The 16,396-nt window shown below is 74.0% G+C and carries 16 protein-coding genes; 5 read left to right on the top strand and 11 right to left on the bottom strand.

Annotated features, from left to right (window positions below):
* Positions 1-12: 12 nt before the first annotated feature.
* The 6 genes from MXD57_RS05950 to MXD57_RS05925 all read right to left on the bottom strand — a co-directional run bounded on the left by MXD57_RS05950 (position 13) and on the right by MXD57_RS05925 (position 6,132).
* The gene (locus MXD57_RS05950; protein WP_250400226.1) at positions 13-1,245 is read right to left on the bottom strand and encodes a cytochrome P450; all 1,233 of its coding nucleotides are present in this window, start codon (positions 1,243-1,245) and stop codon (positions 13-15) included.
* A gap of 35 nt (positions 1,246-1,280) precedes the next feature.
* Positions 1,281-2,669: an NAD(P)/FAD-dependent oxidoreductase gene (locus tag MXD57_RS05945; protein ID WP_250400225.1), complete on the bottom strand. Its 1,389-nt coding sequence runs from the start codon at positions 2,667-2,669 to the stop codon at positions 1,281-1,283.
* The gene (locus MXD57_RS05940) at positions 2,659-2,904 is read right to left on the bottom strand and encodes a ferredoxin (RefSeq protein ID WP_250400224.1); all 246 of its coding nucleotides are present in this window, start codon (positions 2,902-2,904) and stop codon (positions 2,659-2,661) included. Before MXD57_RS05940 ends, MXD57_RS05945 begins: the two co-directional genes overlap by 11 nt.
* Positions 2,905-3,072: 168 nt before the next feature.
* Complete coding sequence (locus MXD57_RS05935; protein WP_250400223.1) at positions 3,073-3,747, bottom strand: hypothetical protein; 675 nt, start codon at positions 3,745-3,747, stop codon at positions 3,073-3,075.
* Positions 3,748-3,916: 169 nt separating this feature from the next.
* Positions 3,917-5,608, bottom strand: coding sequence for a DUF885 domain-containing protein (locus MXD57_RS05930; protein ID WP_250400222.1), 1,692 nt, complete (start codon positions 5,606-5,608; stop codon positions 3,917-3,919).
* Positions 5,609-5,640: 32 nt separating this feature from the next.
* Positions 5,641-6,132, bottom strand: a complete 492-nt coding sequence (locus tag MXD57_RS05925) for an Lrp/AsnC family transcriptional regulator (RefSeq protein WP_250400221.1) — start codon at positions 6,130-6,132, stop codon at positions 5,641-5,643.
* 60 nt (positions 6,133-6,192) lie between these two features.
* Between MXD57_RS05925 and MXD57_RS05920 the strand changes: the two genes are divergently transcribed.
* Positions 6,193-7,410 carry a trans-sulfuration enzyme family protein gene (locus MXD57_RS05920; RefSeq protein ID WP_250400220.1) on the top strand — a complete coding sequence of 406 codons (1,218 nt, stop codon included), beginning with the start codon at positions 6,193-6,195 and terminating at the stop codon, positions 7,408-7,410.
* A 64-nt stretch (positions 7,411-7,474) separates the two neighbouring features.
* Here MXD57_RS05920 and MXD57_RS05915 read toward each other — a convergent pair whose 3' ends face one another.
* Entirely contained in the window at positions 7,475-8,914 is a 1,440-nt protein-coding gene (locus MXD57_RS05915) for a GNAT family N-acetyltransferase (protein WP_250400219.1), read from the bottom strand.
* A gap of 157 nt (positions 8,915-9,071) precedes the next feature.
* A complete protein-coding gene (locus tag MXD57_RS05910; RefSeq protein ID WP_250400218.1) occupies positions 9,072-9,902 on the bottom strand; it encodes an alpha/beta fold hydrolase in 831 nt (276 codons plus the stop codon).
* Positions 9,903-10,233: 331 nt separating this feature from the next.
* Here MXD57_RS05910 and MXD57_RS05905 point away from each other — a divergent pair, with 331 nt between their 5' ends.
* Positions 10,234-10,995, top strand: a complete 762-nt coding sequence (locus MXD57_RS05905) for a GntR family transcriptional regulator (protein WP_250400217.1) — start codon at positions 10,234-10,236, stop codon at positions 10,993-10,995.
* A 101-nt stretch (positions 10,996-11,096) separates the two neighbouring features.
* Here the strand turns inward: MXD57_RS05905 and MXD57_RS05900 are convergent, their stop codons facing one another.
* The 3 genes from MXD57_RS05900 to MXD57_RS05890 all read right to left on the bottom strand — a co-directional run bounded on the left by MXD57_RS05900 (position 11,097) and on the right by MXD57_RS05890 (position 14,173).
* Positions 11,097-12,254, bottom strand: a complete 1,158-nt coding sequence (locus tag MXD57_RS05900; RefSeq protein ID WP_250400216.1) for an ROK family transcriptional regulator — start codon at positions 12,252-12,254, stop codon at positions 11,097-11,099.
* A gap of 96 nt (positions 12,255-12,350) precedes the next feature.
* Positions 12,351-13,004: a response regulator gene (locus MXD57_RS05895; RefSeq protein WP_250400215.1), complete on the bottom strand. Its 654-nt coding sequence runs from the start codon at positions 13,002-13,004 to the stop codon at positions 12,351-12,353.
* 14 nt (positions 13,005-13,018) lie between these two features.
* Complete coding sequence (locus MXD57_RS05890) at positions 13,019-14,173, bottom strand: sensor histidine kinase (protein WP_250400214.1); 1,155 nt, start codon at positions 14,171-14,173, stop codon at positions 13,019-13,021.
* 106 nt (positions 14,174-14,279) lie between these two features.
* Between MXD57_RS05890 and MXD57_RS05885 the strand changes: the two genes are divergently transcribed.
* The 3 genes from MXD57_RS05885 to MXD57_RS05875 are packed head-to-tail and all read left to right on the top strand — an operon-like array spanning position 14,280 to position 16,395.
* Entirely contained in the window at positions 14,280-15,200 is a 921-nt protein-coding gene (locus tag MXD57_RS05885) for an ATP-binding cassette domain-containing protein (RefSeq protein ID WP_250400213.1), read from the top strand.
* A gap of 2 nt (positions 15,201-15,202) precedes the next feature.
* Positions 15,203-15,913: an ABC transporter permease subunit gene (locus tag MXD57_RS05880; protein WP_250400212.1), complete on the top strand. Its 711-nt coding sequence runs from the start codon at positions 15,203-15,205 to the stop codon at positions 15,911-15,913.
* 41 nt (positions 15,914-15,954) lie between these two features.
* Entirely contained in the window at positions 15,955-16,395 is a 441-nt protein-coding gene (locus tag MXD57_RS05875; RefSeq protein WP_250400211.1) for a hypothetical protein, read from the top strand.
* The last annotated feature ends 1 nt before the right edge of the window (position 16,396 follow it).

The following is a 16,396-nucleotide window of genomic DNA, read 5'->3' as shown; positions in this document are numbered from 1 at the left end:
GCGCCCCGCGGGTCAGCGCAGGCCGCCGAAGGCGATCCGCAGGTGGCGCGGGCCGCGCAGCACGGCGTTCGGCCGGTAGGGCGGCGGATCCTCGACCAGTCGGGGATCGTCCAGCCGCCGGGCCAGTTCGGACAGCGCGATCTGCGCCTCCATGCGGGCCAGCGGAGCACCGAAACAGCTGTGGATGCCGCTGCCGAAACCGAGGTGCTGGATGTCGCCGCGGTCCGGGTCGAACCGCTCGGGGTCCTTGAACCGCTCCGGGTCCCGGTTGCCGGCGGCGAGCATCAGCCAGATGCGGGAGCCCTTGGGGATGGTCACCCCGCGCACCTCGATGTCGGCGATGCAGGTGCGCTGCGGGACGATCTGCACCGGCGGCTCGTACCGGAGGAGTTCCTCCACGATGTTGGCCGCGAGGCCCGGGTCCTCCCGCAGCCGCCGCAGGATGTCCGGGTGGCGCAGCAGGGTGAGCATGCCGTTGGTGATGAGGTTGACCGTCGTCTCGTGACCGGCGATCAGCAGCAGCACCGCGGTGCTCATCACCTCCATCATCGTCATGGTGCCTTCCGGGCCGCGGCTGTCCGCGAGGTCGGACAGCATGTCGTCCTGCGGGTCCTTGGTGCGCTGCTCGGTTAGCCCGGCCAGGTACATGCCGAGCTCCATCCGCGCCTCCTGCGCCGCCTTCAGGAACTCCTCGTCCGCGTTCTGGCGGGTCTCGGGATCCAGGCTGGCGACGAGCGGATCCACCCAGGAGCGGAAGCGCGGCTCGTCCTCGCGGGGCACGCCCAGCAGCCGGCAGATGACCGTGACCGGGAACGGGTAGGCGAACTGGTCCACCAGGTCGATCTCGCGCGCGTCGCCGAAGCCGTCGATCAGCCCGTCGACGATCTCGTGCAGCTCACCCCGCATGGAGTCGAGCCGGTGCGGCTTGTGGGGCGGCCCGAAGGCGCTGTTGGCGATCCGCCGCAGCCGGTCGTGCTCCGGAGGGTCGAGCCGGAGGAAGGACGGGGGGAGTCCCGTGCTCTGTGCCTCGGCCAGCTCGTCCCCGGCGGCCGCGAGGTTGGCGGCGTCGGAGCTGATCCGAGGATCGTGGAGCAGGTTCTCGATGTCCCAGTACGAGCTGATGATGTATGGGCCGTCCTCCTCCTCGTGCAGGACCGGAGTCCTGCGGAGCTCCTGGTAGAGCGGGTACGGGTCGGCGCGGTTGGCGAAGTCGGTGATCCGGCGGAACAGTGAGGCCTGCGTCATGACAAGTCCTTGGGGCGTCGGGGCCACGGCGGCGTTCAGTGGCGGGCCGGTGTGAACACCAGTTGCTGGTCGGCAGGTGAGTAGCCGCTCAGGGTCACGGTCGGGCCGTGGGTCGGCAGGGACGGGTCGGGGAAGTCGGCGTCGACCGGCTGCCGGCCCTCGGGACGCCGGTCCATCGTCGGGTACTCCACCGGGAACGGCGCGCCCCGCTCGATCTGCCGCTGGTAGAACTCCAGCCAGCGGGTGTTGTCGAAGCTGACGGCGGCGATCACCCGGCCCTTGAACCCGTAGACACCGACGAACCGGCGCTCGGCCAGCGAACCCTGCGTGATCATGATCTGGTCGCCCATGGACGGCACGCCGACGGACTTGATGTTCACCCGGAACTGCGAGGACCAGAAGGCGGGCATCCACAGGTGCGGGCGCCGGTCGGCACCCGCGCAGATCATGTTGTGCGCGGCGGTCTCCGCCTGGGCGACGGCGTTGCCCCAGTGCTCGAGGGAGAGGAACTGGTAGCCGAACAGCGCGTGCGGCGACCGTGCGACGTCACCCGCGACGAAGACGTCGTCGGTGACGATGCCCCGGAAGTCGAAGGCCCGGCAGCCGGCGTCGCAGGCGATGCCCCGCGGTCCGGCGCCGAGTCCCGATCCGGACAGCCACTCGGTGTTGCGCAGCGAACCGAGCGAGACGACCACCACATCCGTATCGACCTCACTCCCGTCGGACAGATGCACGGCGCGCACCCGGCCGGCCGGATCGCCTTCCAGCGCGGTGACCGTGATACCGGTGCGCAGGTCCACGCCGTTCTCGGTCTGCAGCGCGGCGGCGACAGGGCCGACCACCCCGCCGAGGGCCCCCACCAGCGGGGCTCCGGCCCGCTCCGCCAGGGTGACGGCCAGGCCCATCTCCCGGCACGCGGAAGCGACCTCGCACCCGGCGAACCCGGCGCCGATGATGAACACCCGGCGCGCCGACCTCAGCCGCTGCAGCAGCCGGGCCGCGTCGTCCCGGGTGCGCAGCAGGAAGACGCCGTCCAGGCGGCCCTCCTCCTCGTTGAACCAGGGCCGGGCCCGCACGCCGGTCGCGATCAGCAGCCGGTCGTACTCCACCTCGTCCCCGTCGGCCAGCCGTACCCGCTTGCCTGCCAGGTCCAGGCCCGTGGCCGCGACACCGAGCCGCCACTTGGCGTCGATCTCGCGGCGGTGGGGCAGCTCGGTGTGGTGCGGGGACGCCTTGCCCAGCAGCACGGCCTTGGACAGCGGCGGCCGGTCGTACGGCTCGTAGGGCTCGTCACCGATCATCGTGAGCGAACCGGCGAACCCCTCGGCGCGCAGCGTCTCCGCGGCCCGCAGCCCGGCCAGCGAGGCGCCGACGATCACGATCCGGCCCTCGCGCCGGAGCCAGTCCATGTGGTCAGCGGTCATCGGAGGCCTCCCCGGTGGTTCCGGCGGAAGCGCCGGCCGGACCGTCCAGGCCGTCGGCGGTGATCGCCTGCACGGGGCAGGCGGCGACCGCCCGGGTCAGCCGCTCGCGCTGGTCCTCGTCCGCCCGCGGGTTGTACACCAGCGACTCCTCGCCGTGCATGGAGAAGACGTCGGGCGCCAGGAACGCGCACTGCGCGTACCCCTGACACTTGTTGAGATCGACGACGAGTCGCATCGACGCTCCGCCCTTCCGGTGGCCAGGTCCGGTGCATACCACCCGCCCAGTGCGGGCATCCCCGGACAGCGATCGTGTCCCGCTGGCCAGCATGGAGGCCGCGCGCCCGTCCCGCGCGCCGGGCGGGCCGTTCGGGTGAGCGGCCCGACGCGGTGCGAGCGCCCCGCCTCACGTGGCCGCGCGGGCACGGGGCCCCGCACGCCGGCTCACCAGGATGTACACGCTCAGCACCAGTGACCAGGCGGGGAAGACCAGTTCCGCCCAGGGGACGTTCGACGAGAAGAACAGCAGCGTCAGGGCGGTGAGGGCACCGAGGGCCGTGAGCCAGCGCGGCAGAACACCGAGCAGGTGCCCGATCACCGACAGCGAGGACACGAAGACGGCCGCCATCCGCATCGCGTACCCGGTGAGCAGCGTGTACGCGAAATGGCGGCCGAAGTCCCACGCGGCCGGCGCGGGCGTGGTGCCGGCCACGTGGCCGACGGCCAGCACGGCCGCCGCCGCCGCGGCGGCGGCGAACATCGAGGCGGTGAAGATCAGCCCGCTGCCCAGCAGCACGGTGGCGAGGAACCTGTCCTCCACCTCGCCCACATGGGCCCGTACGGCACCGAGGAACCACAGGAAGAAGATCCCGGCGAACGGGATCAGGTCGAGCGCCCAGCCCACCGCCTCGCGCCGGCCCGCGTCGGTGAAACCCTGCGCCGTGACCGCGTCGACACCTTCGGGAATCCCCAATCTGACCAGCACGATCGCCGCCGTCAGCAGCAGCGCGAACACCACTCCCGCCAACCCGGCGGCCCGCGGTGTCTCCAGCGCCTGCTGCCTCGGTCCCGTCTGCTGCATGCCGGCCCGCCTCCCGTCGTACAGTCCGGGCACCAGCAAGCGGCCTCGTCCCGGCCCACGCCACCGGAGGCGTCCGTACGGCCGAGCCGCCGTACGGGACGCGGCCGGTGCCCGCGGGCCGGGCCCGGCCCGATCCGCGCGGGATGCCGGACGGGAGGCGGGCGCGGGGTCAGAGGCGGGAGAGCTCGTCCAGCAGGTCGTCCAGGCCCAGCGAACCCTGGGAGAGGGCCGCCATGTGCCAGGCCTTCAGGTCGAAGGCGTCACCGTGCCGCGCACGGGCGTTCTCGCGGCCCAGCAGCCAGGCGCGCTCGCCGAGCTTGTAGCCGATCGCCTGGCCCGGGATCGTGAGGTACCGGGTCAGCTCGCTCTCCACGAAGTCCGCCGGACGGCTGCTGTGGGAGCCGAAGAACTCCTGCGCCAGCTCCGGGGTCCAGCGCTCACCGGGGTGGAACGGCGAGTCCGCCGGGATCTCCAGCTCCAGGTGCATACCGATGTCGACGATCACCCGGGCCGCGCGCATCATCTGCGCGTCCAGATATCCGAGCCGCTCCTCCGGATCCGTGAGATAGCCCAGTTCGTCCATCAGCCGCTCCGCGTACAGCGCCCAGCCCTCCGCGTTGGCGCTGACCCCGCCGACCGTGGCCTGGTAGCGGGAGAGGTCCTTCGCCACGTGCGCCCACTGCGCGAGCTGCAGATGGTGCCCGGGCACGCCCTCGTGGTACCACGTCGACACCAGGTCGTACACCGGGAACCGGGTCAGGCCCATGGTCGGCAGCCAGGTCCGGCCCGGACGCGAGAAGTCCTCCGACGGGGCGGTGTAGTACGGGGCGGCGGCACCGCCGGGCGGGGCGATGTGCGACTCCACCCTCCGCACCCGCTCGGCGAGTTCGAAGTGCGTGCCGTCCAGGTCCGCGATGGCCCGGTCCATCAGGCCCTGCAGCCACTCGCGGACCTCGTCGACGCCCTCGATGTGCCGGCCGTGCTCGTCCAGGTGGGCCAGCGCCACCCAGGGCGTCCCGGCGCCCGGCAGGATCTTCTCCGCCTCCTGCCTCATCTCGCCGAGGATGCGGTGGAACTCCGACCAGCCGTACGCGTACGCCTCGTCCAGGTCAAGGTCGGTGCCGTTGAAGTAGCGGGCCCAGCGGGCGTACCGCTCGCGGCCCACCGTGTTCGGCGCGCCCTCGACGGTCGGCGCGTACACGTCGCGCATCCAGTCCCGCAGCCCGGCCAGCGCGGCCGTCGCCGTGCGGGCCGCCTCGTCCAGCTCCGCGCGCAGCGCGTCCGGACCGGCGGCGGCGAAGTCCTCGTACCAGCCGCGGCCCCGGCCGTCGGTGTCGGTCCAGTCGGAGAGCTGCCCGATGTACGTCGCGGTCGGCCGGGGCGCCGCGTACAGCTTGCGCTCCAGGCCCAGTTCCAGGGACTGCCGGTAGCCCGCGATCGCGGCCGGCACCGCGCGCAGCCGCTGCGCGATCGCCGCCCAGTCCTGCTCGGTCCGCGCCGGCATGACCGTGAACACGTCCCGCACCGAGTGCCCCGGCGTGCTCATGTTGCCGACCGCGCGCAGGTGCTCGTCGGCCTCGTGCACGGCCAGCTCGGCGGTCAGCCGCTCCCGCAGCAGCCGGCCGCAGCGACGCTCCACGTCGCTGTCCGCACCGGGCTGCCGCTCGGCCTCGTCGAGCCTCGCGAGCGTCGCCCGCATCAGCTCCGCCACGGCCTCCTGGCCGGCCGGGGAGAAGTCGGGCAGCCGGGTCGAACTCTCCTGTACACCGAGGTAGGTACCGGCGACCGGGTCGAGGGCGATGAGGTCGTCCACGTAGGCGTCGGCGACCTGACGGGGCAGCGGGATCCGGATCTCAGACATGGCGCCATCCTCGTACGCGCGCACCGCCCGCGTCACCCGTGCGTCCCGGATTCAGCCGGGGGCAGAAGCGGCCCGCAGTCCCACTGCTGGAAGATCAGCCGGGTCTCCACCCGGGCCACCTCCCGCCGCGCGGTGAACCCGTCCAGCACCAGCCGTTGCAGATCGGCCATGTCCGCCACGGCCACGTGCACCAGATAGTCGTCGGGACCGGTCAGATGGAACACCGTCCGCGACTCCGGCAACGCGCGGATCCGCTCGACGAACGGACCCACCAGCTCCCGGCGGTGCGGCCGCACCTGAACCAGCAGCAGCGCCTCCAGGCCGCGCCCCAACCTGGCCGGGTCGAGGCGCAGTTGGTGGCCGAGGATCACGCCCGCGCGGCGCAGCCTGGCGACCCGGTCCAGGCACGTCGACGGCGCCACCCCCACCTGGGCGGCGAGATCGCGGTAGGTCGTCCGCGCGTCGTTCTGCAGCAGCCGCAGCAGATGGAGATCCACCGGATCCAGTGCGACAGATTCAGCCATGTGTCGAACGTAACACGGCGTCCCGCCTCCGGAACCCGGCCGGTGTTCACCCTTCCGCCCATGGACACAGCGAGCACGGGTGCCTACGACGCCGTACGCACCGCATCGAGAGCACTGGCCACCGAGGCCGTGCACGCCGGCCGCGACGACCTGGCCCGCCAGGGGCTGCACGCCCCGCCGATCGACCTGTCCACCACCTACCCGTCCTTCGACAGCCGCGGCGAGGCCGCCCGTATCGACGCCTTCGCCACCGACGGCGCCGACCCCGAGGGCCCGCCGATCTACGGCCGCCTCGGCAACCCGACCGTGGCCCGCTTCGAGACCGCCCTCGCCCGGCTGGAGGGCACCGAGTCCGCGGTCGCCTTCGCCAGCGGCATGGCCGCGCTCAGCGCGGTCCTCCTGGCGCGGTCCGCGACGGGCCTGCGGCACGTGGTCGCGGTACGCCCGCTGTACGGCTGCAGCGACCACCTGCTGACCGCCGGGCTCCTCGGCACCGAGGTCACCTGGACCGACCCGGCCGGGATCGCCGACGCGCTGCGCCCCGACACCGGCCTGGTGATGGTCGAGTCACCGGCCAACCCGACCCTCGCCGAGGTCGACCTGCGGGCCGTCGCCCACTCCTGCGGGTCGGTCCCGCTGCTCGCCGACAACACCTTCGCGACGCCGGTGCTGCAGCGTCCCGCCGAACACGGCGCACGCCTGGTGCTGCACAGCGCCACCAAGTACCTCGGCGGACACGGCGACGTCCTCGCCGGTGTGGTGGCCTGCGACGAGGAGTTCGCCGGACGGCTCCGGCAGATACGCTTCGCCACCGGCGGGGTCCTGCATCCGCTGGCCGGGTACCTGCTGCTCCGGGGCCTGTCCACGCTGCCGGTGCGGGTCCGGGCCGCCTCCGCGAGCGCCGCCGAACTGGCCGGCCGGCTCGCCGCCGACCCGCGGGTGGCCCGTGTCCACTACCCGAAGCTGGGCGGCGCGATGATCGCCTTCGAGGTGCACGGCGACCCGCACGAGGTGATCGGCCGGGTCGGTCTGATCACTCCGGCGGTCAGCCTGGGCAGCGTCGACACCCTCATCCAGCACCCCGCGTCCATCAGCCACCGCATCGTCGACGCCGACGACCGGCGCGGCGCCGGGGTGAGCGACCGGCTGCTGCGGATGTCCGTGGGACTGGAGGACGTCGACGACCTGTGGGCGGACCTGGACCAGGCGCTGGGGGAGCGGACCCTCACGCCGGTCCCGCTGCGGGACGCCGCCCCCCTCCAGGAGACCGCGGGCTGAACAGGTCCCGCGGGAACGACGGCGGCCCGGCACGGGGGTCCGGGCCGCCGCTCCCGACGCGGCCTCAGTCGGCGCGGGCCGTCTCGCCGAGCCGCTCGCCGCGGCCCTCGCGGGCGGCCGCGGCGGTGGTGTCCAGACGCGCCGTGACGACCAGGGTGCCCTCCTCGATCTGGTAGTCCAGGGGCAGCCCCAGGCCGCGCATCGCCGCGACCATGCCGGTGTTGGAGGCCTGCGTCACGGCGTACACGCTCTCGCAGCCGGCCTCGGCGGCCATCGTCACCAGGCGGCCGAGCAGTTCGGCGCCGATGCCGCGCCGCTGCCAGGCGTCCTCGACCAGCAGCGCGACCTCGGTCTCGTCACCGTCCCAGAGCAGATGGCCGAGGCCGACGATGCGCCCGGAGGCGGTCTGCGCGGCCAGGGTGCGGCCGAAGCGGGGGCTGAGCAGGTGGTTCAGATAGCGGTCGGCGTCCCCGGCCGGCCCGTGGTAGCGCAGGCCGAGGGTGCGCCGCGAGCACCGCTCGTGCATGTCCCTGGCCGCCGCGAGGTCGCCGGTGTCCACCCGGCGCACGGTGATGTCGGCGCCCTCGGGCAGGGTCAGCACGTCGTGGCCGTCCGGGATCCGCGGTCCGAGCCGGCTGTCCAGCTCGACCAGCGCCCTGGCCCGCGCGAACTCGGCCGGGGTGAAGGGCAGATACGGCCGTTCCACGGTGAGCACGCCGCCCTCGGGCGCCCGCAGCCGCATGACGGTGTCCTCGAGGACTCCCTCCACGGGCACCGGTTCCGGCCCGCGGCCCCCGCCGAAGGGCGTGGCGGGCAGCGAACGGATCGTGCACCGCCCCAGCAACTGCCGCAGGGCCAGGGGTAGTTCCGCCGCGTCCAGCGCGGTGCGCGCCGCGAGGGCCAGTACCCGGGTCGGGGCGTCCACCAGGTCGTGGGCGTCGGCCCGCTCGATCCAGGTGGACAGGCCGCCGGCCAGTGACACGGTCCGGGTGAGCTCGGTCGCCGTGAGCGCCTCCGGCGCCCGCAGCAGGAACTCGTCCACGGTGCCGTCGGCCAGCGGGTGCGTCTGCAGGCTCAGGATGTCGACCCGCCGCCCGGCCAGCGCCGTGCACAGCGCGGCCAGCGAGCCGGGCTCGTCCCGCACCGTGGTCCGCATCCGCCACAGCACGCTCGCCCGGGCCGGGTCCGGTTCCGCCGCGTCCGTGGCCCGCGCGGGCCCGGCCGGCCGCACCTCCGCGGCCGGCCGGGCACCGGTATGCTCGGCCGGCGGCGCGTGCCCGTGGCGGCGTGCCCACCAGGTGTGGAAGCCCGCCGTCGCGGCCAGCACGAGCGCCGAGATCACCAGCAGCGCTGGACCGTCGGGGCCGTGTCCGATCAGGTTGGCCACGCCGTCGGCCACCGCCACCGCGGTGAACAGGGCGGCGAGTTCGACGAGGTCCCGCCGCCAGTGGTGCACGGGCCGCCCGTGCCGCGTCCGGGTCACTCGAGACAGGTCCGAAGTCATGCAGCCACTGTGGAGGAACGGTGTTGCGTGATCACGAACGATGTGTGACCGATGGGTAAAGCGCGCTTCCGTCCTTTTTGTTGGATTTTCCAGTACCGGTTCGCCGGACGTCCGGCCGGGCGGGGACGACGAGCCGTCCGCGGGGGTTTCCCGCGGGTCAGCGGCTTCCGTCCAGGATGACGCGGGCGACCAGTGCCGGGTCGTCGTTCATCGGGACGTGCCCGCAGCCCGGGAGCCGTACCAGCCTGGCGTGCGGGATGATCGTCTTGGCGCGGACGCCCTGGCGGCGGACCAGGAGCCGGTCCTGGCTGCCCCACGCGACGGTGACCGGCAGCCCGGGCAGGCCGTCGGTGAACCGGACGGTGGCCCCCGCGCGCAGGGTCGCGTCGAAGCCGGTGGCACCGGCCAGCGCGAGCGTCTCGGCGACCACGGCGTCGGGGGAACGGCGCCCGGGCCGGCGGTAGATGGTGCTGGTCAGCGCGGTGCGGCCGGCCGCGGAGCGCGACAGCCGCTCCACGAGGGGCAGCGGCAGCCGCTGGGCCACGCCCCGCATGGTCTGCAGCATCGCGAAGGCGTAGCGGCGTTCGGCCTGCGTCCAGAACCCGGCCGGGGACAGGGCGGTGACGGACCGTACGAGCTTCCCGCGGCCCAGTTCCAGCGCCAGCAGGCCGCCCAGGGAGTTGCCCGCCACGTGCGGGCGGTCCAGTTCCAGCGCCTCGAAGAGGGAGGCGAGCACGGCGTTGGTCGTGGGCAGGTCGTAGGGCAGGCCGCCCGGCAGGCCGGGGGACGCGCCGAAGCCCGGCAGGTCCACCGCGACGACCTCGCGCTCGGTGGCGAGGATGTCGACGACCGGGTCCCAGGCCTGCCGGTGGTGGCCGATGCCGTGCAGCAGCACCAGCGGCGCGCCGCGTCCCACGCGCGCGTAGGAGACGGTCACGTCCCTCGGGCCGTGCGGGGTGGGGACCGGGAAGGTGACGGTGGCGGACATGGAGTGCTCCTCGGCTGGACTGCTGACGGACGCCGTAGACAGCTTGTCAGCAATTACTACCGACGGGTAGCCCCTTGCCGGCGCCCGCGGCCCGCGCCGCGGCCCGCTCCGGGAGCCGTCGTGCGACGGGCTTCCCCGGAAGGCCGCACTCGCCCACCTGTGCGAACGCCGCGTGAACGCCGCGCGGTGCGGCCCTCGGGTGCCGCCCGCGGGATCGATGATTGGTCTTGACCAAGGGTGTGGGCCGCCCTATGGTCGCAGACAAGTGCAACAACCTTTAATAAACAAGGGCGCGAAAAACCGCCCGACCACGGCACTTGCGGAGGACAGGGTGGGGACCACGCAGCTCGAATCGGTGCCGGAGCCGAAGTACTGGCACCTCAAGACCGTGCTCAGTGAGGCACTCGACTCGGAGTTCTCGGTCGGCGAGATCCTGCCCAACGAGCGTGATCTGGCCGCCCGCTTCGGCGTCGCCCGCGCCACACTCCGCCAGGCCCTCGAACAACTGGAGCTGGAAGGCCGGTTGCAGCGCCGCCGCGGTGTCGGCACGACCGTCGCGCCCCCGCGCGTGGGCGTGGCCGTGGGCAGCCGGCAGCACACCTGGCCGGGCTCCGCCGACGACGCCTGGCAGCCCGTGGACTGCGTACGCTCCGCGCCGCCCGCCGCGGTGGCCGCCGCCCTGGACACCGGCTCGGGGGAGCAGGTGCACGTCGTGCGCCGCTCACGGATGTCGGGCGGCCAGCGCGTGGCCACCGAACTGCTCCACGTCCCCGACGCCGCGGTGCCCGACCTGACGGCGATCGACGCCCCGTCCGGCGCCGCGCGCGCCCGCGCGGTGCTGCGCGAGCTGCAGCGCCTCGAACTGGACGGCCAGGACCGCGCCGTCGAGCTGGGCTCGGCGCGCGCGGAGGACGCCAGGGACCTCGACCGGCTGCCCGGCGCACCCGTCCTGGTCGTCACCACGCGCTTCTTCGTCGAGGGCCGCACCGCCGCGCTCTCGGTGGCGACCTACCGCGCGGACACCTGCCGGCTGACCTTCGGCGACTCGCCCGACGTGGAGATACACCACGACCCCGGGCAGCGGGCCTCCTGAGCGACCCGTCCCGGCCCGCGCCCCGGAGACCACCGGGGCGCCGCCCGGCGTTCTGCGCAGCCGGTGGCCGCCGCTGACGCCCGGCGGGCACGTGCCCGGTCTCAACGCCGGGCGGTGACGGTTCCCTCCACCGCGAACAGCTCCGCCTCGACGTGATCGAGGGCCAGCCGCAGCGCACCCGTGGCCACGGCCGCCTCGCCGAGCGCGGAGAGCGCCACCCGGGGCGGGCGCAGGCAGTAGCGGGCGAGTTCCCGGCGCAGCGGATCGAGCACCCCGTCCAGGCCGGCCGCCCAGCCGCCGATCACCACCAGTTCGGGGTCGAGGGCCAGCACCAGCGCGGCCACGTCGTGGACGAGCCGTTGGAGGAACCGGTCGACCGCCGCCCGGGCCCGCTGGTCGCCGCTCCGGGCGAGCGCGAACACCTCGGCGACCGCCTGCTCGTCCAGCGGGTGCAGCGGTTCGTCGGTGGTGGACAGCAGGGTCTCCGGGGTCGCCTCCCGGCCCAGCAGATGCAGCGCGCCGATCTCCCCGGCCGCCCCGCCGTACCCCCGGTGCAGCCGGCCGCCGATCAGCGCGCCCGCGCCCGGGCTGAGTCCGGCCAGGACGAACACCAGGTCGTCGGTCTCGGTCGCCGCGCCCTTCCAGTGCTCGGCGACGGCCGCCGCGTTGGCGTCGTTCTCGACCAGCACCGGGCACCTGAAGGAGCGGCCGAGCCGTTCGCCGAGCCGCAGGCCGGTCCACTCCGGCAGCGCCGTGCCGAGCCGTACCGTCCCGTCCGCCTCCACGATGCCCGGTGAGGCCACGCCCACCGCCCGCAGCGAGCCCCGTGCCACCCCGGCCCGGCGCAGCAGTTCGGCGACCGTGCCGCGCAGCCGGTCGAGACGCTCGTCCGCCTGCGCCGTCTCGGCCACCTCCTTGGCCTGCGTGCCCAGCACCCGTCCGTCCAGGTCGGACAGGAGCGCGGCGACCCGGTGCGGGCCGATCTCCAGGCCCAGCAGATGTCCTGCCTCGGCCCGGAACCGGTACCGGCGGGCGGGCCGTCCCTGGCGGCGTGCGGTGCCCTCGTCCGCCGCCTTCCCGACCACGAGCCCCGCCTCGACGAGTCCCTCGACGACGCCTTCGACGGTCGGCCGGGACAGGCCGGTGACCCGGGTGATCTCGGTGAGCGTCGCGCAGTCCGTGGCCCGCAACGCGTGCAGCACCACAGCGGAGTTGATCCTTCGCAGCAGCGAGGGGTCGCCACCGGTAAGCTGCCCCACCGTCCGTCCTCCCAGCTCGCGGGCGTGTTGGGCGGATCGTACTCGGCCCGGCCCACCCCGGCGAGTGCCGGGCCCCGCCGGCCCTGCGGCCCCGGGTCAGCCGGGTGCGACGAACCCCGATTCATAGGCCGCGATCACCGCCTGGGTGCGGTCACGCGCCCCCAGCTTGGCCAGTACGGCGCTCACGTGCGACTTGACCGTCTCGGTCCCGACGACCAGGCGGGCGGCGATCTCCGCGTTCGACAGCCCTCGCGCCATCAGCCGCAGCACCTCCGCCTCCCGCTCCGTCAGCCCGGCTCCGGTCAGCGCGGCGCCGGCCGTGCGCCGCTCCCCGAACCGGGCGGCGAGGCGCCGCACGGATGCCGGGAACAACAGCGACTCGCCGTCCGCGACCAGCCGCACCGCGTGCACGATCTCGGCCGGCCGGGACCGCTTGAGCAGGAAGCCGTCGGCGCCGGCGCGCAGCGCCTCGTAGACGAACTCGTCGTCCTCGAAGGTGGTCACCACGATGATCTTGGGCGGTGCGTCCACCGTGCGCAGCACCGCGCGCGTGGCCTCGATCCCGTCCATCAGCGGCATCCGCACGTCCATCGCGACCACGTCCGGCCGCAGCCGGCGCACGAGCGGGATGACCGCCGCCCCGTCGGCGGCCTCACCGACCACCTGGATGTCGGGCTGTGCCTCCAGCACGGCGCGCAGACCCGCGCGCACCAGGGGCTCGTCGTCGACCAGGAGTACGGTGACCGGCATCCGGCCAGCGTAGATCAACGCAGCGGCAGCTCCGCACGCACCTGCCAGTCGCCCTCGTCGGGGCCGGTGCGGGCGCTGCCCCCGAGCAGTGCCGCCCGCTCCCGTATCCCGCGCAGTCCGCTGCCCCGCCCCGTCCCGGGCGGTTCGGCGGGCAGCGGATTGCGGACCTCCAGAGCGAGCGTGTCCCCGTCCACGGACACCCGCACCCGCACCGGGACCGCTCCGGCGTGCCGCAGCACATTGGTGAGCGCCTCCTGCAGGATCCGGTACCCCTCACGCGAGACCGGCCCCGGCACGAGGGCCACCGGTCCGGTCACCTCGGCCTCGACCCCGGCGCCGGAGGCGCGTGCCGACTCCAGCAGGCGGTCGGCGTCGGCCAGGGTGGGCCGGGCGGCGGCCGGCCGGTCCGACTCGCGCAACACACCGAGCACCCGCTCCAGATCGCCGAGCGCGGCCCGGCCGGTCTCCTCGATGGCCTCCAGGGCCCGGTCGGTGAACCCCGGATCTCCCGCCGCCCGCGCCGCGCCCGCCTGCACCACCGCCACCGTCAGGGCGTGCCCGATGGAGTCGTGCAACTCCCGTGCGATCCGGGTGCGTTCCAGGAGCCGTTCGGTGCGCTCCTCCAGCGCGGCCAGCCGCTCGGCCGCGGACGGCCCGAGCAAGCCGCGGGCGCACGTGGTGATCAGCTCGCCCAGTCCGACGACGGCTCCGTACAGGACGATCAGCGGCAGCGGCGCCAGCAGGGCACACGCCCGGTTCGCCGGCAGCAGGTCCAGCACGGGCACCCCGGAGGGTGCCCGCCCCCAGGCGCACTTCGCCAGCTCGTACGCCGCGATCGGCATCCACACCGACAGGAACGCGGTGACCCAGCCGAGGAGAACACGCAGCTCCAGCCACAGCACCGTGCGGCCGCGGTCCCGCCAGCCCACCGACGCGGTGGCGGAGATGCCGGGATCCTGCGCGCCGGGAGTCAGCAGCAGCCGTCCCTGGACGCCCTCGCCCACACGTACGGCGGGCAGGAGGCCGACCGGGACGAGCACCAGCGCGGGCACCCAGGGTTTCGACACGTCGATCAGCGTCCACAGGCTCTGCAGCAGCATGGGGACCCACAGATGCAGCAGACGTGTGTACGTGGTCCCGCGCGACAGCGGGCGCAGGAATTGGACCATGGGCCCATCCTCGCAGGAGCCGTGCCGGCGGATCTCCCCCGCACGGGGGAGACGCTTCCCACCGGCGGGGGAGGAACCGACGCCCCGTTGCCGCAAGGCTGTTGCCATGACCAGCATCGACGTACGAGACCTCACCAAGGAGTACGGCGGCCGGCGAGCCGTGGACCGGCTCACCTTCGGCGTCCGGCCCGGACACGTCACCGGATTCCTCGGCCCCAACGGCGCCGGCAAGTCCACCACCATGCGGCTCGTCCTCGGCCTCGACCGGCCGACCTCCGGCACCGCCACCATCGGCGGTCGGGCCTACACCGAACTCCGGGACCCGCTGCGCCGGGTGGGCGCCCTGCTGGACGCCGGGGCCGCGCACGGCTCCCGCAGCGCCCGCGACCACCTGCGGGCCCTGGCGGTCAGCAACCGCATCCCGGCCCACCGGGTGGACACGGTCCTGGAGCGGACCGGCCTCGCTGCGGTGGCGCGCCGCCGGGTGCGGACGTTCTCCCTGGGCATGCGCCAGCGGCTCGGCATCGCCGCCGCCCTGCTCGGCGACCCGGAGGTGGTCCTGCTGGACGAGCCGGCCAACGGCCTCGACCCGGAGGGCATCGTCTGGATCCGCACCCTGCTGCGCGACCTCGCCGCGCAGGGCCGCGCGGTCCTCGTCTCCAGCCATCTGATGAACGAGACCGCCGCCTTCGCCGACCACCTGGTGATCGTCGGCCGCGGCCGTCTCCTCGCCGACGCACCGGTCCGGGAGTTCATCCACGCGCGGCTCCGGCCCCGGGTCAGGATCCGCACCACCGACCCCGCCGCGCTCGGCGGCCTGCTCACCCGACACGGTCACGACGCCTCCCAGGACGCGGACGGCACCTGGACCGTGCGGCACGCACGCGTGGACGACATCGGCCGGCTGGTGGCGCGGGCGGGCGTGCCCGTGCTGGAACTGACCGCCCAGGAGGCCACGCTCGAAGAGGCCTATCTCGATCTGACGGCCGCCGAGGCCGAGTTCACCGCCCAGCCCCAGGAGGCCTGACCATGCCGTTCGCCCCGGTCCTGCACGCGGAGTGGATCAAGATCCGCACCCTGCGCCCGCTCGTCGGCAGCCTGGCCGCGGTCCTGGTCGCCACCGTCGCGTTCTCCGCGCTCGCCTCCGCCGACGCCGAGGAGACGGACCCGCTGTACTCGGTGTTCTTCGGCGTCAGTTTCGGGCAGATCGCCGCGATCGCCTTCGGGACGACGGCCGTCGCCTCCGAGTTCCGGGGCGGCGCGCTGCGGCTGACCCTGGCGGCCGTACCCGACCGGCGGCGGTGGTTCGCCGCGAAGGCGACGGCCGTCGCCCTGCCGGTGCTGGCGACGGGGTTGGGCACCGGCCTGGTGACCCTGCTGGTGGGCAAGGCCGTCCTCGGGGACTCCGGGCCGAACTGGACCGAGGGGCTGCGCGGCGCCGTCGGCTGCGGTGTCCACCTCACGCTGATGGCGCTGTTCGCCGCGGGACTCACGGCCGTGCTGCGCAGCGGCGTCGCGACGCTCTCCGTGCTGATCCCGTTCCTGCTGATCGTGTCCTTCGTCATCGGCGACATGTCCTCGGGCGTGGCCGACCTGCTGCCCGACCGGGCCGGCCAGGTCGTCCTGCACAGCGCCCATGACGGAGCCCTCGGCCCCTGGAGCGGGCTCGCGGTGGCCGCGCTCTGGTCGGCGGCGGCCCTGTCCGCGGGGGCGTGGAGCCTGTGCCGCAGGGACGCCTGACGGTACGCCACTTGTCAGTGGGGGCCGTTTTACTGGGTCTCATGGACATCGTGAACTGTCTTGCTGTGATCGAGCGATTGTGCGAGCGGGAGTTCCCGGCGGAGCACGGCAGGACGGACACCGGTACGGGCGGGCCCGGCTACCTGATGGCCGAACTGCGCACGAGCGGCGACTTCCACGAGGACGACGGCACCGAACGGCAGACGGCGCGGGCGCAGTACGAGGCCGACCGGGACGCGCTCGGCGAGCGGCTCGCCGAGCGGTGGGGACCGGCGGACGTGTTCGGTCTGGCCGGAGTCTTCCTGCGCGGCGCGGAGGGGGAGGCGGCGGCGGAGCCCTGGGGCTCGCTGGCCGCGCACGTACCGGATCTGCACCTGTGGCGGGTCGAGCCGGGCCGCTGGCTCGCCCTGGGGGTGTCCCAGTGGGAGAGCGAACTGCCCTTACAGCTACTGGCGGTGGTCACCGAGACGGACCCGCCCTGAC

The organism is Streptomyces cellostaticus (assembly GCF_023630175.1).
GTDB lineage: Bacteria > Actinomycetota > Actinomycetes > Streptomycetales > Streptomycetaceae > Streptomyces > Streptomyces cellostaticus_A.
Note: the sequence above shows the minus strand (reverse complement) of the source record. Positions and strands in the feature narration are given on the sequence as shown.

Bases quoted from the DNA above. Each gene is read 5' to 3' on its own strand.
- MXD57_RS05950 (WP_250400226.1), bottom strand. From the start codon at position 1,245: ATGACGCAGGCCTCACTGTTCCGCCGGATCACCGACTTCGCCAACCGC.
- MXD57_RS05945 (WP_250400225.1), bottom strand. From the start codon at position 2,669: ATGACCGCTGACCACATGGACTGGCTCCGGCGCGAGGGCCGGATCGTG.
- MXD57_RS05940 (WP_250400224.1), bottom strand. From the start codon at position 2,904: ATGCGACTCGTCGTCGATCTCAACAAGTGTCAGGGGTACGCGCAGTGC.
- MXD57_RS05935 (WP_250400223.1), bottom strand. From the start codon at position 3,747: ATGCAGCAGACGGGACCGAGGCAGCAGGCGCTGGAGACACCGCGGGCC.
- MXD57_RS05930 (WP_250400222.1), bottom strand. From the start codon at position 5,608: ATGTCTGAGATCCGGATCCCGCTGCCCCGTCAGGTCGCCGACGCCTAC.
- MXD57_RS05925 (WP_250400221.1), bottom strand. From the start codon at position 6,132: ATGGCTGAATCTGTCGCACTGGATCCGGTGGATCTCCATCTGCTGCGG.
- MXD57_RS05920 (WP_250400220.1), top strand. From the start codon at position 6,193: ATGGACACAGCGAGCACGGGTGCCTACGACGCCGTACGCACCGCATCG.
- MXD57_RS05915 (WP_250400219.1), bottom strand. From the start codon at position 8,914: ATGACTTCGGACCTGTCTCGAGTGACCCGGACGCGGCACGGGCGGCCC.
- MXD57_RS05910 (WP_250400218.1), bottom strand. From the start codon at position 9,902: ATGTCCGCCACCGTCACCTTCCCGGTCCCCACCCCGCACGGCCCGAGG.
- MXD57_RS05895 (WP_250400215.1), bottom strand. From the start codon at position 13,004: ATGCCGGTCACCGTACTCCTGGTCGACGACGAGCCCCTGGTGCGCGCG.
- MXD57_RS05890 (WP_250400214.1), bottom strand. From the start codon at position 14,173: ATGGTCCAATTCCTGCGCCCGCTGTCGCGCGGGACCACGTACACACGT.
- MXD57_RS05885 (WP_250400213.1), top strand. From the start codon at position 14,280: ATGACCAGCATCGACGTACGAGACCTCACCAAGGAGTACGGCGGCCGG.
- MXD57_RS05880 (WP_250400212.1), top strand. From the start codon at position 15,203: ATGCCGTTCGCCCCGGTCCTGCACGCGGAGTGGATCAAGATCCGCACC.
- MXD57_RS05875 (WP_250400211.1), top strand. From the start codon at position 15,955: ATGGACATCGTGAACTGTCTTGCTGTGATCGAGCGATTGTGCGAGCGG.